General features: G+C 60.5%; 17 protein-coding genes. 8 read left to right on the forward strand and 9 right to left on the reverse strand.

Features of this window, described 5'->3' with window-relative positions:
• Positions 1–113 precede the first annotated feature (113 nt).
• Entirely contained in the window at positions 114–2,780 is a 2,667-nt protein-coding gene (locus QM467_RS17880) for a response regulator (RefSeq protein WP_283367698.1), read from the reverse strand.
• A 337-nt stretch (positions 2,781–3,117) separates the two neighbouring features.
• Here QM467_RS17880 and QM467_RS17885 point away from each other — a divergent pair, with 337 nt between their 5' ends.
• The 5 genes from QM467_RS17885 to QM467_RS17905 all read left to right on the forward strand — a co-directional run bounded on the left by QM467_RS17885 (position 3,118) and on the right by QM467_RS17905 (position 5,301).
• Positions 3,118–3,480: a response regulator gene (locus QM467_RS17885; protein WP_283367699.1), complete on the forward strand. Its 363-nt coding sequence runs from the start codon at positions 3,118–3,120 to the stop codon at positions 3,478–3,480.
• Between the two features lie 170 nt (positions 3,481–3,650).
• Positions 3,651–3,845, forward strand: coding sequence for a hypothetical protein (locus tag QM467_RS17890; protein ID WP_283367700.1), 195 nt, complete (start codon positions 3,651–3,653; stop codon positions 3,843–3,845).
• A 59-nt stretch (positions 3,846–3,904) separates the two neighbouring features.
• Positions 3,905–4,300, forward strand: coding sequence for a translational machinery protein (locus tag QM467_RS17895; RefSeq protein ID WP_283367701.1), 396 nt, complete (start codon positions 3,905–3,907; stop codon positions 4,298–4,300).
• A 359-nt stretch (positions 4,301–4,659) separates the two neighbouring features.
• Complete coding sequence (locus tag QM467_RS17900) at positions 4,660–4,857, forward strand: hypothetical protein (protein ID WP_283367702.1); 198 nt, start codon at positions 4,660–4,662, stop codon at positions 4,855–4,857.
• Positions 4,858–5,016: 159 nt separating this feature from the next.
• The gene (locus QM467_RS17905) at positions 5,017–5,301 is read left to right on the forward strand and encodes a DUF4167 domain-containing protein (protein ID WP_342395141.1); all 285 of its coding nucleotides are present in this window, start codon (positions 5,017–5,019) and stop codon (positions 5,299–5,301) included.
• A 56-nt stretch (positions 5,302–5,357) separates the two neighbouring features.
• On the opposite strand, the gene QM467_RS17910 is transcribed toward QM467_RS17905, so the two are convergent.
• Both QM467_RS17910 and QM467_RS17915 read right to left on the reverse strand, forming a co-directional pair.
• Positions 5,358–6,230: an AI-2E family transporter gene (locus QM467_RS17910; protein ID WP_283367703.1), complete on the reverse strand. Its 873-nt coding sequence runs from the start codon at positions 6,228–6,230 to the stop codon at positions 5,358–5,360.
• A gap of 51 nt (positions 6,231–6,281) precedes the next feature.
• On the reverse strand, positions 6,282–6,440 hold the full coding sequence (locus QM467_RS17915; RefSeq protein ID WP_283367704.1) for a DUF3309 family protein: 159 nt from the start codon (positions 6,438–6,440) through the stop codon (positions 6,282–6,284).
• A 439-nt stretch (positions 6,441–6,879) separates the two neighbouring features.
• Between QM467_RS17915 and QM467_RS17920 the strand changes: the two genes are divergently transcribed.
• The 3 genes from QM467_RS17920 (at position 6,880) to QM467_RS17930 (ending at position 7,667) form a co-directional block, all read left to right on the forward strand.
• Positions 6,880–7,062: a CsbD family protein gene (locus QM467_RS17920; protein ID WP_283367705.1), complete on the forward strand. Its 183-nt coding sequence runs from the start codon at positions 6,880–6,882 to the stop codon at positions 7,060–7,062.
• A 189-nt stretch (positions 7,063–7,251) separates the two neighbouring features.
• The gene (locus QM467_RS17925; RefSeq protein ID WP_283367706.1) at positions 7,252–7,407 is read left to right on the forward strand and encodes a DUF3309 family protein; all 156 of its coding nucleotides are present in this window, start codon (positions 7,252–7,254) and stop codon (positions 7,405–7,407) included.
• Positions 7,408–7,451: 44 nt separating this feature from the next.
• Positions 7,452–7,667: a hypothetical protein gene (locus QM467_RS17930; protein ID WP_283367707.1), complete on the forward strand. Its 216-nt coding sequence runs from the start codon at positions 7,452–7,454 to the stop codon at positions 7,665–7,667.
• A 352-nt stretch (positions 7,668–8,019) separates the two neighbouring features.
• Here the strand turns inward: QM467_RS17930 and QM467_RS17935 are convergent, their stop codons facing one another.
• From QM467_RS17935 to QM467_RS17960, 6 genes are all read right to left on the reverse strand, one after another.
• Positions 8,020–8,364: a hypothetical protein gene (locus QM467_RS17935; RefSeq protein WP_283367708.1), complete on the reverse strand. Its 345-nt coding sequence runs from the start codon at positions 8,362–8,364 to the stop codon at positions 8,020–8,022.
• Positions 8,361–9,452 (reverse strand): IS5 family transposase, encoded by a 1,092-nt coding sequence (locus QM467_RS17940; protein WP_283367709.1) that lies wholly within the window; start codon positions 9,450–9,452, stop codon positions 8,361–8,363. Before QM467_RS17940 ends, QM467_RS17935 begins: the two co-directional genes overlap by 4 nt.
• A gap of 194 nt (positions 9,453–9,646) precedes the next feature.
• On the reverse strand, positions 9,647–10,306 hold the full coding sequence (locus QM467_RS19845; RefSeq protein ID WP_342395142.1) for a tail fiber domain-containing protein: 660 nt from the start codon (positions 10,304–10,306) through the stop codon (positions 9,647–9,649).
• Positions 10,307–11,163: 857 nt separating this feature from the next.
• The gene (locus tag QM467_RS17950) at positions 11,164–12,123 is read right to left on the reverse strand and encodes a SphA family protein (RefSeq protein WP_283367710.1); all 960 of its coding nucleotides are present in this window, start codon (positions 12,121–12,123) and stop codon (positions 11,164–11,166) included.
• 371 nt (positions 12,124–12,494) lie between these two features.
• Positions 12,495–13,562: an MBL fold metallo-hydrolase gene (locus QM467_RS17955; protein ID WP_283367711.1), complete on the reverse strand. Its 1,068-nt coding sequence runs from the start codon at positions 13,560–13,562 to the stop codon at positions 12,495–12,497.
• A gap of 313 nt (positions 13,563–13,875) precedes the next feature.
• On the reverse strand, positions 13,876–14,094 hold the full coding sequence (locus QM467_RS17960; RefSeq protein ID WP_283367712.1) for a hypothetical protein: 219 nt from the start codon (positions 14,092–14,094) through the stop codon (positions 13,876–13,878).
• Between the last annotated feature and the right edge of the window lie 193 nt (positions 14,095–14,287).

The following is a 14,287-nucleotide window of genomic DNA, read 5'->3' on the forward strand; positions in this document are numbered from 1 at the left end:
CCCGCGTCCAAGCGCGCCTGCATCGATGTCCGGCCGCGCCAGATCGATGGTGAAACTGGCCGGCGCCTCGACTTCTGCGCATCAGACGATGCGAGCCGCTGCAACGGTCGCGCTCAATACACGGCGGCGACGGCCAGGCGGGCTAGCGCCGGAAGCGATTTGGCGCCCGTGCGTTTCATGATCGCGGCGCGATGGTTCTCAACCGTGCGCTGGCTGATGCCGAGATCGGCGGCGATGTTCTTGCTCGGGCTACCGGCGAGAACCAGCTCCATGACCTGCTTTTGCCGCAGCGTGAGCCCCGCCATATGGCTCGCGGCGGCTTCCCGCCAGGCGACGAGCTTGCTCGCATCCTGAGAGTTTTCGAGGGTGCGCTCGACGCAGGCGAGCAATTCGTCGCGGCCGATCGGCTTTTCGATGAAGTCCGTGGCACCGGCTTTCATCGCCCGCACCGCCATCGCGACGTCGGCCTTGCCGGTGACCATCACGGCGGGCAAGAGACGGCCTTCGTCGCTGAGGCGTTGCAGCAAATCAAGCCCGCTCATTCCGGGCAATTGCGCGTCGATCAGCAGGCATGCGTCCTCGCCCGGGCGAAAGGCTTCGAGAAAGTCCTCGCAGCTGGCGAAATCCTTGACGGTCCGGCCGTCGTCCTCGAGCACGCTACGCAGCGCCGCCCGAATGTGATCGTCGTCGTCGACGACGAAGATCACCGGCGGTCCCGGCGCCGGGACCGTCTCAATCGGAACACGCGCCCGCGTTTGCTCAGGCTTCGGCGCGAGCGCGCGCTGGACAGCCTGCGTCACGTCATCCATTTTCACCGGCTTGTTGAGCTGCCCGCAATCGGCGCCGGCAATGGCGCGCAAAGTTTTGGTCGAGATGTCGCCGGTCAAGATGATGACCGGGACGTCGCGATGAAGTTTTTCCCGGACCTTTGCCGCGATTTCGAGCCCATTCTTGCCATTGGGCAAATTGAAGTCCGCGAGAATCGCATCCGGACGGAAATCCTCGCCTTCGACCAACTGCATCGCCTCGTCGCCATCATAGGCGCGCGCCACGCGATGCCCTTCGTCGATGAGAGATTGCGCGAGCAATTCGCGCAATTGAGGATCGTCCTCGACGACCAGAACTGCGCCCTTGCGGACGGTCGCCGGGCCGCTCGCCGGATCGCCATGATTGCGACGGTCGACAGGCTTCGGCGCCGTCGTGCCCTCGGGAAGCGCGACCTCAATCGAGAACACGGAGCCCTCGCCATGGCGTGAACGCACGCGCACGCGGTGGCCGAGCAGATTGCCGAGACGTCGCACGATGGAAAGACCGAGACCGAGGCCCAGGCTGCGCTCGCGCGCCTCGTTGCCGACCTGATGATATTCGTCGAAAATCGCCTGGATCTCGTCGTCCGGAATCCCGATCCCGGTGTCCCAGACCTCGATGCGCAACTTTCCGTCGCAGCGGCGGCAACCGAACAAAATTTTGCCGCTTTTGGTGTATTTCAGCGCATTCGCGAGCAGGTTGCGGATCATCTGTTCGAGAATGCGCGGATCGCTGTAAATCGACAGGCTGCAAGGAACCATGTGGAATACGAGACACTTGGCTTGCGCCTGATAGGTCAGCTCGTCGCGCAATTTCTCCAGCAGGTCGTTGACCGGAAACCGCTCGATTTCTGCGCGAACCACCCCGGCTTCGATCTGGTTGATGTCGAGCAGCGCGTTGAGCATGCCGGTCATCGCGCCCAGCGTCTCGCCGATCCGCGCGACCATTTTGCGCTCGCGCTCGCCTTTGACCGCGCGCACCAGCAAACCTTGAAGCAGCGCCAGCGTTTGGAGGGGCTGGCGTAAATCGTGGCTGGCGGCGGCGAGAAACCGCGACTTCGCCGCATCGGCCATTTCCGCCTGTCTCCTGGCCGCATCGAGGGCGTCGTTGACGCTCTTGCGCTCGGTGATGTCGGCGAAGGTGATGACTACGCCTCCCACGCCGCCGTCCTGCGCGCGGTAAGGCAGGATCCGTCGCAGATGCCAGGCGTCGCCGCGCCCCTCGATCTGGCGCTCGATCAGCGTATGCCTGGCGAGCACGGCGCGCGCGTCGGGCAGCAACGCGCCGTCGGCGGCGAGCGAAGCAAGGTCCGCCAGGGGGCGCCCGACATCGCCGGGAATAAGGTTGAACAGCGATCCGGCGGCCGGCGTGAACAAGCGGATGTTCAGGTTCACATCGAGGAAGATCGTCGCGACATCGGTGCTGTACAGCACATTCTGCAAATCGTCGGAGGTGGTCCGCTGGCGGTCCAGCGTTTCCCGGAGTTGGCTGTTCAGAGCAGTTAAGTCCTCGTTGGCCGACTGGAACGCCTTGTTGATCGACAAGGCTTCCATGGCGCCCTGCAATTCCGTTCGCGTCGCCTCCAGTTCCTGTTCGAGTTCGGCGACCCTCGAAACCTCTCCCGCCGCGTCCGCGCTGCCTTCGCGGCGATCCTGCTTTGGCTCGTCGAGGAAACAGACCAGAGCCAAGTCCTCGCCTTCGCTGAGAACGGGCCGAGCCGACAGGCTGAAACGAAGGGGCTCGCCGTCGCGCTCGACGCGGCAGCCGCCGGTCGTCACAGGCCCACTGTCCTGAAAGGCCCGCTGAATCGTCGATCTGAGCTTGGACACAAATCCTTTGCGCGCCATGGCCAGCAGGTCGTGGGTCGGTTGCCCCGGCGCGAGGGTCAGGTAGCGATCCGTTGGCCCGAGTGAAAACAGGCATTCGTTTTTGCGATCGATCAGAACCGCCGCGGGCGCGTAAACCTCGAGCACTAGGCGTTGACACAGCTCCGCCAGACGGGTCTGGCGTGACGACGCTTCCGGGCCCTCTCCGCCGGGAAAGTGCGGGGGCGGTGAGCCGGAAGGCGCCCCGGCTTTTTTTTCGGAGCGCTTTTGAACGTGTCGCATGCGAAACCTTTCCGAAAGATCGCCTGCGCAACCAGGGCATAGCGAACTTATCACTGAATCGAGGGCGGGGCCGCGTTATTCGCGCGTCGGGCGCGTGAGTAGATTCCGACACTGCGCCGCGCCGGCGACGGCGCCTATGGTGCGCATCGGCGGGATTTTCCGCCAGCGCGGATCAAAGCGCCGCTTTCGACGGATGCGCCTGATGAAAAAGCTCCGCGTGATGATCGTGGAAGACAATCGGATCATTGCCGAGTTGCTCGCCGAACTGATCGAGGCCCTCGGCCACGAGGTCTGCGGCATCGAGTCCAGCGAGAGCGGCAGCGTAGCCAGCGCGCGCCGCCTGAAGCCCGACCTGATGATCGTCGACGCGCATTTGCAGGAAGGCAGCGGAATCGGCGCAGTCGAGGCGATCACTCGCGAATGTTACGTTCCGCATATCTTCGTCAGCGGCGACGCTTCCGCTGTCCGGCTGCTCAAGCCAAACGCAACAGTGTTGCAAAAGCCCTATTTCGAAAACGATATGCTGCTCGCCATCACCTCCGCGCTCGGGACGGCGGCGGCTTGATGACGAGCGGGGCTTTTTCGCCAGGCGCTTGCGGCGCGAGTCAGTCCGGACGCTGCAGCCGTAGCCAAGGGAGACGCCGGACAGAGATCTGATCTTTGTCCAAATGCGTTTGTTGTCCGGCGGCGGAATAGTGCGGCGCCGGACGGACACCCAAGCCGAAAGGAAACTAAATGCTTATGAAACTCCTCGCCGCGACGTTCTCGACCTCCGCGCTCGCCTTGGCGCCCTTCGTCGTGCTGGTCGAGCCGGCGGCGGCCGATCCCATGCCAATGGAACATCAACACCACCATGGCGATTACGATCACCACGAACACCACCATCGCCACCACCATCATCATCATTACGATCATGGCGGTCATGACTGATCGATCACCGACGGCGGGCGCTCGCCCGCCGTCCTTGCCAGAAGGACAGGAGCCTGGCCATGACCGTACACAATCATAGCGTCGTCTGGATCGATCATCACGAAGCGCGCATTTTTCATTTCAGCGCCGACGAGGTGGACAACCTGACCGTCCGACCGAACGATCCCCATGTTCACATTCATCACAAGACCAACGCCATCGGCAGCGGCCACTCGCCCGAGGACCAAGCCTTTCTTTCGGCTGTCGTCGACGCGATCGGCGGATCGAAGGCGATCCTGATCACCGGGCCCGGCGTGGCCAAGACGGCGCTGGTCAAGCATATCACGCGCTACGCTCCGACGATGATGGCTCATGTCGCCGGCGTCGAAACCGTCGACCATCCCGCCGACGGCGTTCTCGTCGCTCATGCACGAACCTATTTCAAATCCGCCGATCTGATGACCGCTCAGAAATGACGGAACAGCGGCGACGCCTGCGGCGGACGCGCGCCGGATTTTATTCGGTAAAGTTGGCCGTCGCTTGATTTGGTCGCCAGCTCGCCTTTTTATTGTCTCGAAATTAGAGTCTTCTTTGTGGCTGCATGTGTTATAAATGAAATGGTTGCGTTCCAGGCCTGTTTTGCTCCCTGCGCGCGGGGTAAAGTCGAGTTGACTGCGGAGGGCGACTTCAAAAGGATCCAGGCCATGCGAATGCGGGAACATAGATTCACGATGAAAGACAGCCTGTCGACGGCCATGGAAGTCGATAACCGCGAACATCTGGTCCGCTTGATCTTCGATCGTTTCCGAAAGCAGGGATCGTCATTTCCGACGAAATGGTCCATGTCAGCCATTACGGATTTGATGATCGGATCGACTGGGACGACCACATCATCGTCGTCGATGGACACGGCGTCTTTGGCTTCACCGACGCACCGTGTCCCCGGGTCAAGATCGAAGCCGGTGGCGGCAAAAAAAGCGCTGTCGTGATCTTCGGCGACGAGGTTTCCCGCGCCTACGGCGTCGAAGTCTAGGGGTGGTCATGGCCTGAGAGGACGGCGCTCCTCTCATTTCATCCGGCCAGTTTCCGCAAGTGCGCCGCCGCTCGTGGTTCGACCCGCCGGGTCATCAACCGACCACCAACGGAAGCTTGATCGCTTCCGAACCTCAGCCTTGAAAGGCCAAAGACAAGAATGCAATCCGATCAGACTAGCCGTTTTCGCAACCCCTCAACCAACAGCCGACGTGAGCGCAGCTCCCTTGAGCGTTCATACGAATCCAACGGTCCGGACGTCAAGATCCACGGCGGCGCGCAACACGTGGCGGAAAGGTATCTTCAGCTCGCGCGCGACGCCCATACCGGCAACGACCGTGTGGCCGCGGAGAATTATCTCCAGCACGCCGAACATTATTTCCGACTGACGGTGGCGGCCCTCTCGGAGCGATCCGAACTTGCGGACGCCCCCCCGGCCGACTGAGGCGCCAACGCGAGCAAGCTTTGCGTGCATCATCGCGCGCCAATGCAGAGATAACATCAGCCCGACAGAAAATGGCCTAGCGCGGCGAACGGTCTGATGCGGTCGCAGATGATTTTCGTGATCGCCAACATCGGCACGGACAGAATCGCGCCGGGAATGCCCCACATCCAGAACCAGAACACCAGCGACAGGATCACAAGCACGGGATTGAGCGTGAAGCGCCTCGCCAGAAGCATTGGAGTCAATGTCTCGCCTTCGATGATATGGATCGTTAAATAGAGACCGGCCGGCGCCAGCGCGGCCCAAAGTCCGTCGATGGTCAACAGCCCGGCCAGAAGAAAGACGAACGTGCAAAGCGCCGGACCGATGATCGGCGCGTAATTCAACAGAAAGGCGAACGTGCCCCAAAGAATCGGATCTCCCACCCCCGTGAGGTGCATGACCAAAGCGGTGGCGAGACCGACGGCTAAGTTCATGACCGTGATCGTCTCCAGATAAGCGGAAATATCGCTTTCGATCTGTTGAGAAATGTCGATAGCCTGGCGCTTAGCCCCGAAACGCGGCAGGATTTCCACCAGCCGCCGCAGGAAGCTGTCACCCGACAAAAGCAGAAAATAAAGAAACAACACGGTGGTGAACAAGCCGTCAGCGAAGCTTCGGGCGAGCAGGGCCAGGATGATCAGCAGGGACGCGACCGCTCGCGGCAGACGCGCCCGCTCAACCAGGCGCATCACCGGTTGCAGCAGAAGCTTCAGCGTGATGGCGAAGGCCAGGGGCAGCACGATTTCGCGTGCGGCGTAGGCTGCGGTCAAAACGGCGAGCGCGAACAGGCCGCCGAGGAAAATCACCTGCGGTTCGGAGGGCAACGGCATTTCCGGCGGCGACTCAGCTTCCGTGTTCGTTTCCATCGCGCGATCGTTATCGGCCATGACCAACCCCGTTACTGGAAAATTCCGACCGCCGCCGTTTGAAGCATAGTTTCAGTGAAGTCCGCCAAGAAGCCAGAGCACGACGACGATCAGCAGAACCGTTCCGAGAACGCCTCCGAGTCCGGCGCCGCCATAGCGGTTGTGCGCGTAATAGCCACCGCCTCCGCCGAACAGGAGGATCAAGACGACAATAATTAGAAGAGTGCTCATGGGACGCCCTTTCGTCCGATCCAGATTCGGCCCCCGCCATGGAGTTTGACGCGCCGTCTGGAAACAACACGCGAGGGGCGCAAAAGATCATCGCGTTGGATGAATGCTAACCACGGCGGCTTCCACGCGTTAGCGCCGGAAACTACCTACGCTCGTCATGGCGATCAGACGAAACGACAGGTTCGTGCAAGGCCTCGAGAGCGCGCTAACGAAGCGCGTCTCGGCTCACAGCATGATCGACGTAACAAGAGAAGGCTTTGCGCTGAATTCGCACAAGACGTTGAGCAAAACGCGCCGCGTATCCGGCGTGAGTAGTTTCCGATTCTGTCGGCTCAGCTTCCGGGCGCGGTAAATTGAAAAGACGAACAGGGCGTAACGCAGTCCGTCGCCCGTGAAGAGTTCGCCCTCGCGAAAACATTGACAAACCGGAGCAATCGACATGGACCAAGACCGCATTGCGGGCGTCGCCAAACAGGCCAAGGGCGCCATCAAGGAAGCCGCCGGAAAAACCCTCGGCGACGCCAAACTCGTTGTGGAAGGCGAGCACGACAAGGCTGAAGGCCGAGTCCAGAACGCCGTGGGCGGCGCAAAGGACGCGCTCAGGGAAAGCCTCAAAAAATAGCGACTGCGGAACCAGGCGGCGCCGCGAAAACGCCTTGGCGGACACGCGCGCCACGAGCGAACGAAAGCGACGCCTTCACGATGACGCGGCAAGCGGCGTCGAACCTAATCGCCATCCGAACAATTTTCGCGCGACGGCGTCGAAGCCTTTCAAGGCCGTCGCGCCTATCGTCCACTGAGGAGTTTTTTCATGCTTGGCACAATCCTGCTCATCCTGCTGGTGCTGTTTCTGGTCGGCGCGTTGCCGACATGGCCGCACAGCGCCAGTTGGGGCTATGTCCCCAGCGGCGGAATAGGTCTGGTCCTGCTCGTCGTCGTCGTTCTCCTGCTGATGGGCCGAATATAAATTTGGCCACATCTCGTCGTTACGCCGCATATGGAGATCATAAAATGACACGCACTTTTTTTGTCCTGGCGCTTCTTCTCGCCGGCGCTCCGGCAATGGCCGGGGAGCGGCTGAATGAAGGATTGATGGGCGCCGGCGCCATTGTCGGAGGTCCGGTGGGCGCGGTCGCGGGAGGCGCTGTCGGTTACGTGGCGGGGCCGTCAATCGCCCGTGGGTTTCACCACAATGATCACTATCACCACCACTATCGCTACGAATGAATACGTTCATTCCTGCTCAGCGGGATCTGGCTTCAATCTCTGCAAATAGGGCCGCCGACTGGCGGCCTTTTGTTGCGCGATCTCCCCGCTGCCGATTCCGGCCGCAATGCGACGTGCGACGAGGCTGCGGGGAGGGGGGCGGTCTCAGGATCGCGTCGTGATCTATCGGAAGCAAGGTCCGCAATCCGCTGAAATCGCGGATCGGATCTTGCCCCTCCGGATTTCCGCTTGTGGCGCATCTTTCCCATTCCGCCATCGACCGGTGTTTTCTCGGGACCGGTCCTTCGCGCTATTCCCGCTTCCCGCCGTTTTGCGCCTTTCGTTGTCGGCACCAAGCGTCAGGTTTTATCCACTAGCAGGCTGCTGAAAAAGGCTCGCGTTTGGCTTTGAGCACGGCTTCGTCGCCATTGTGATATGCAAACTCAATCTCGATTGAGCCATCGTCGAGCAATTCAGCTGAACCTTCTCCTGATACGTCATCGCCCTCATCGAAGCCGATCCAGTTGAAGTCGATGGAGGTGCGGCCATAGGCGATTTCAAGGCCCGCCTCCATTGCGCCGAAGGCGATTTCGCCGCGTCCTTCTGCGCCGATCGTGATCGCAGCCGGTCCACAGAGATCGAGATGGTCGCGATCCCAAAGGTCGGCCTCGACAATGCGCCAGCGCCCAACGAGCTGGCAGTCCGCCGGCGCGCTCATGGCGACGCCGCCATGAGTTTGGGCAGTCGCACGAGATTATAGGCCGCGGCGGCGAAGGCGAACGACCAGCCGACGCGCTCGGCGCCGCGAAACCGGGTCTTGCGCTGACCGGCGACGGTCTTCATCCAACCGAACGCCTCCTCGATGCGTTTTCGGATGCGCTGGCTGACCGCGTATCCGGCATGGCGCGTGGTTCGTCCATCGATAGCGGAGCGCCGTCCTCTGGTGTTTTGCGTCACATGCGGGCGCACATTCATCGCGCGCAGTTCGTTGACGAAGACGCGCGCGTCATAGCCCTTGTCGGCGCCGAGCGTGATCCCGGTCGGACGGTTGGCGAGCGGCTCGATCATCGCCAGCGCGGCGTTGCGCTCGCCATGCCCATCGGCGGGCGTCAGGCAGGCGTTGACGATCAGGCAGGACCGGTTCTCCATCAAGGCGTGGCCGAGATAGGCGAGTTTGGCCTCCATGCCCGCGCCCTTACGATAGAGCTTTGCCTCGGGATCGGTCGTCGAGGCGTGCGTCTCGTTCGAGCGCCTCCGACCCTTGAAGTCGACCTCGGCGTTGCGCCCCGAGCCGGGCGGCGGCTCGTCGCCCGAACCGTCTTTCGGCCGGAAGCTCTTCATCGAGGCCCAGGCTTCGATCAGCGTGCCGTCGACGGAAAAATGGTCGCTCGAAATCAGCTTCTTGACCCGCGGTTGGCTCAGCACGGCAGCCAAAAACTTCGCCGCAATGGCGCCCTCAAGCAGGCGGTCGCGGTTTTTCGAAAACACGGTGGCGTCCCAGACCTTGTCGTCGATGGCCAAGCCAACAAACCAGCGAAACAACAGGTCCGTGTCGAGTCGCTCCATCAGCTGCCGTTCGGAGCGCACGGAATAAAAGGCTTGCAGCAACATGGCGCGGAGCAGCCGCTCCGGTGCGATCGAGGGGCGGCCAATCTTCGAATAAAGAGAGACGAAATCGGGCGTCAACGTCGCCAAAGCGTCGTTGACGATCGCCCGGATCGCGCGCAGCGGGTGATCGGACCGCACCCGCGATTCCAGATCCACATAGCTGAAAAGCGTCCCAGGCTGTTGATCTGTCCCGCGCATTCCTCGCTCCTTTTCACAAAGCGAGGGAATCACGGACCTGGCTTAAGCGGAAGCCTTTTTCAGCAGCCCGCTAGGAGGGACCCGCTCGAATTTGGTCGAGCCTATATGCTCAGCCTTCTTCCATCTCTGCGCCAAAGTAGACTTTTGATTCGCGGTCAACCCTGGGGGTAAATTCGTAGCTGACGCCGATAGACTCACTGCATTGACGGAGCCCATGGGGTAGGAATTCGTGCTCCCGACGTCGACCACTGATCATAAGTCTGGAATTTCACGCCGATCTTGTCGTAGTCGACCCGCAAATAGCCGTCCCGACCTCCGAAAACCGCTTCGGGCATGACGCCTCTTACTTCTTGCGCGATCACGCCGACATAGGCCTTACTCCCTCCATTGTAAACAAAGCGGTAGAAGCCGACGCCATTGGGGATGTAGCCGAGCAGAGTGATGTCGTGTTTCAGGCGGAAGTCCGATCTCCGTCCGCCGCCCCTCCCGCCGCCGTGGACGCCGCGTGCGCCGCCACGATAGCCGCCGCCGCGATAAGCCGCGCCGCCACGATAACCGCCGCCGCGATAAACCGCGCCGCCACGATAGGCCCCGCCACGGTAGACTCCGCCGCGATAAACCGCGCCGCCACGGTAGACTCCGCCACGATAGACTCCGCCTCCGTAATAGCCGCCACCGGGCACACATTGCCCGTAGGCGTCCGGGTAGTAACCAGGGCCACAACCGCCAAGAACCAGGATCAAGTCGGAATTCGGCGCAGGTACGGGAGTCGGGGAGAAGGCCTCAGCATTGCCGGTCATCAGACCAGTGGCCAATGCGCCCGAGACGCCGAGTATAGAAAAAAACCTTCTCATGGCTTGTTCCTCCCCAAAAGCGCGAACAACTGTTTTTTGCTTATCAAGGCCAGATCGCGCGCCCTGTCGTCATCGACCGCGGCCGCGCTTCAGTCGAAGGCGGCAGCAGATTGAATGATAACGTCGGTTCCCGAAAAAAGTCACACAAATGGCGACGCTGCAAAAGATGATTTTTGACTATGCCATTCGGCGCAACGACCTTTTAGCCAAGTCCAGCCCGATTAATGACTTGGTCGGTGCAGAAATCAGGTGCAAATCTCCGCCCATGTCCGCAACTTGGCGCCTAGCCGCCCTTGCCGACAGCTCTCCTGGCCTTCCGCTATCCGCCGATTCTTGCCGGTCGGCGTTGGTCGCAAACGGCTGATTCTGTTGAAAAACTCGAAAAATTAGATGTCTCAAAAATCCCGCAAAATTCGATGGCGAGCGACTTTTCTCGTTCAATGCCATCTATAATTGGCTGCGGTGGTTTTCAGCCGATTTTTCGTCAATCCTACTGGTCCCCCGCATCTTTTTTATTCCGCAGGCTCCAAGGGGCTGTAAAATTGTGATCAGCAGCTGAAAAAGAGTTTTTCAACAGAATCAGCCCATCCTTGCCCCTCGCCGGCTGCGCCCGCGAGCTTCCGTTTCCCGCCGATTCTTGCCGGTCGGCGTTGACCGCAAACGGCTCGTTGCGGTCTTACGACATGAAGGTCCCGCTGGCGGCTATCGCCCACTCAGCGGGCATTCCGATAGCAAAATGAACCAGCGCTCATGGCCCTTCTCGGCCAGAAATTCTGTTGCCGTCTGTGGATGATGTGACAACTGCGCCAATTTCGCGCTCCGCTGCCTCCACCGGGCTGTCCCCAGGGCGCCACGCCTCAGCCGGGGCTGTGGGCGGGCGAAGGCTTCCCCCCTCCCAGCGGAATGGTCAGCGTAAACATTCCCACATCACCGCTGAGGCGGTTCTCAACATCGAACTCGCGTACGTATTTCACGGATGTCAAAAGCAGCACGCCACCGACTTCCAAATTATAGGTTAGGTTTGGACCGAGGGCCGATACGCGACCTTTGAACGGCCCAATTACGGCCCCTGCTCCGCTATCGCCTGTGATCTGTTCATAGTGATATCCGACCACGCCGATCGCCAAGGCCTTCGAGACGTGCTGCATGAGCGCCCCCTCGAAATGAAATTCAGTGCCCGTCCTGTATTTTGTGGCCGGATTTTCGCCATTGAAGGTGAACCCGGCCGCCCCAGAAACTTCCAGGCCAGACTGCGGATTCAGGTACGTCATCGAGCCGGTTAGGTCTCCGGCCCACCGGTTGAATCCCATGTTGACGAGGTTGGTGGCGGAATAACTTCCCACCGGAACATTGAGAAGGCCAGTCAGCTTCCAGTGAAAGAAACTCGAATTCCATCCGATGAACGCCGTCGCCAGCGGATCGCCGAACGCGAATGTATGATCGGATTCCCGAAGGGTGCGTCCAGCGAGCAACGTGTTTCCATTGGGAAGCGTCAGGCTCGACAATGCGGTCACATCGAGGTCGACTCCCTGATAACCGACAGGCGCAAGCACACCGAACCCCGCGTTCCCTCCCAGGACCTGCTCGGGCGACACGTAAATCAGCGTAAAGATGTTGATCCCGACCTGCGCATTGACGCTCAAACTAGCGTTGGTCTTTAGAACGCTCGATGGTGGAAGTTCGGTTCCTGCGCGGCTCAGGGACCAACTCAAGGCCGTATTGCCGCTTCCATTACCTTGGTAAAAATAGGTGAACGAGGAAAAATAGAAGCCGGGGGGCGGCGTCACGCCAGCCATCGAGGTCGCGGCGCCGAGCAAGTAGACACTCTTACCCTCCTCGGCCGCCGTCGCGCCGCCAGCCCACAAGAGTGAACCCGCAAGGATCGATGCAGCGCCGAGCCTCCCAATAACTCCCATATCCGGTCACTGTCCCATTTTGTCGTCAGTCGCGGATGAAGCGCGCTCCGATTTTCGGCGGGCGGGATCCGGACTTTCCAGTGCTACGCTACAATTTCTCGAGGGCGCCAGCGAGTGTTTCTCGACGAAATCAACAGGTTGTTCCTGTTCGCTCTGCGCGGCAGAAGCTCATAGGCGGTGTTTCCGCCAAGCCTTCATATTCCACGGATCGCTGTCACGGCTTGATCAGCGTCAACACGAACGAAACAAATTGAGGCAGTGAGCTGCCTGCGTCATTTCGATGGCAACCTCACGCTGGCAAGGTCGGTTCCTACGACGATATCTCCGGTAAAGCCGCCATCCTGGGCAGCCTTTTTATAATCCTGTTCGGTCAGCGGGCCGCCTTTGATTTGCACGGTTCCTTGCATGGAGGCGCCGATGGGCGGCGCCAGATGCGTGAGCATGAGGTGTTTGGCCCCGTCTCTCTGCGCCATGGCGCCGAGGTCGGCGGCGTTGCTCTGGCGGTAGTAGACTGCGGGCGGGGTGCTTGCGCCGCTTTCCGGCGACAGGACGGGATGAATGGTCGTATTCACGATGACGTCGACGCCTTTGGCCAGTTTTTCGAATTCATCCGATGTTGAAGTCCTGCGGGGCGGTGCCGGCGTGTCATTGGAGGAGTCCCCCCCGATCGCTACGCTGCCGGCCGGCGTGTCGACCCGAAACGCCGCGGAACCCGGAATATGGGTTGTCCGAATCGCGCTGACCTTCACTTCGCCTGACGTCCACACGACCTGAGGCTCATCCTTTGGATCGAACGTGATGACATTCAACCCGGCGACGGGTCCGGCTGGATTGACGATGCCGTTCAGCTCAAAGGCGCGGTAGGCGGTTTCGCCGGACTGCTCATAGGCGTCATCGATATGGGCCACGAATTTGCTGCAGCTCAAGTCAGGCCCAGACGGCGACTTCGCATCCACGGCGCAAACGATATCGAGCTTCGGCGTTTTTGGTGAGCCGAACATCCAGCGCATCTGAACGATATCGGAAAAACCTTCCATGTGGTCGGAGTGCATGTGCGTGAAGAAGACGGCGTTGAGCTGAGCCGCCTGGGCGCCGACTTGCGATAGGCGCATGAGTGTCCCGCGCCCGACGTCAAACTGCATCAGCGTGGAACTGCAGTTGTTGGCGTCGTCACCATACCGAACTAACGTTCCGGGTCCGGCGAGGCCATTATAGGGTGGCGGGCCGCTCGTGCCGGTCAAGGTGACGATCAGGCAAGGCGCGGCTTGCGCGCTTGGCGCGGCGGAAAATCCCGCCATTGTCACGAATAATGATGCTACCGCGCACCAAACCTTGATCATTGCTTTTCCCCTAGCGGCCTGCGAATCTAAATTGGGACTCGATCGTTTCAGCTTAGCCGCAAAGGTGGCATGAAAGGAACACGGCGATCGTCGACGCCGTGGATCACTTCTGAATGAAAAAAATCGGGTCTATTGCGCGTGAGCCGTCCGACCACACTCGAATTGCCGCTCTTGGCGCAACCCAACGGTCGCGCTTCGGTCCGTTCTCCGTCCTGAACCAGACCCTCGGCCTATGACTGAAAGCCGCCGATTGTTGCCGGTCGGCGTTCGCCGTAAGCGGCTCAAATGCCCCGCGAGCGATCGGGTCGCAGCGTCAATCTCTGCCGAACGGATGTTTTGCTCTCACCCATAGAGCATAAATCTTGGCAATTTCGCCTTTTTCAATGGAATCGGTGAGCGGCCATGCGCCAATGCCAAAGACGTCATAGCCTCCGTCGATAAGTGAACATGCGTCCTTGATGGCTTCCTCGGGGGTCCGGTGCCTAACGATGTGGTGCGCTCCACTTTTTCGATATTGGACATGCCAATCCATCGCACCGTCCCCGTCAATAGCAGCGCTCCAATTGATACCAATTAGGCGCCCGGCGGTAGCTTCAGAAAATACTCACGCACTGCACGAGGCGGAGGCTGCCGAATGACGCCTTTCGCCAATTCTTGAAGATTGTCACCCCGGCTATGACCGCGACTGGCGCATCCTTTCCATCCAGCCATGGACCGGATTGGGT

This window comes from Rhodoblastus sp. 17X3 (assembly GCF_030056575.1).
GTDB lineage: Bacteria > Pseudomonadota > Alphaproteobacteria > Rhizobiales > Beijerinckiaceae > Rhodoblastus.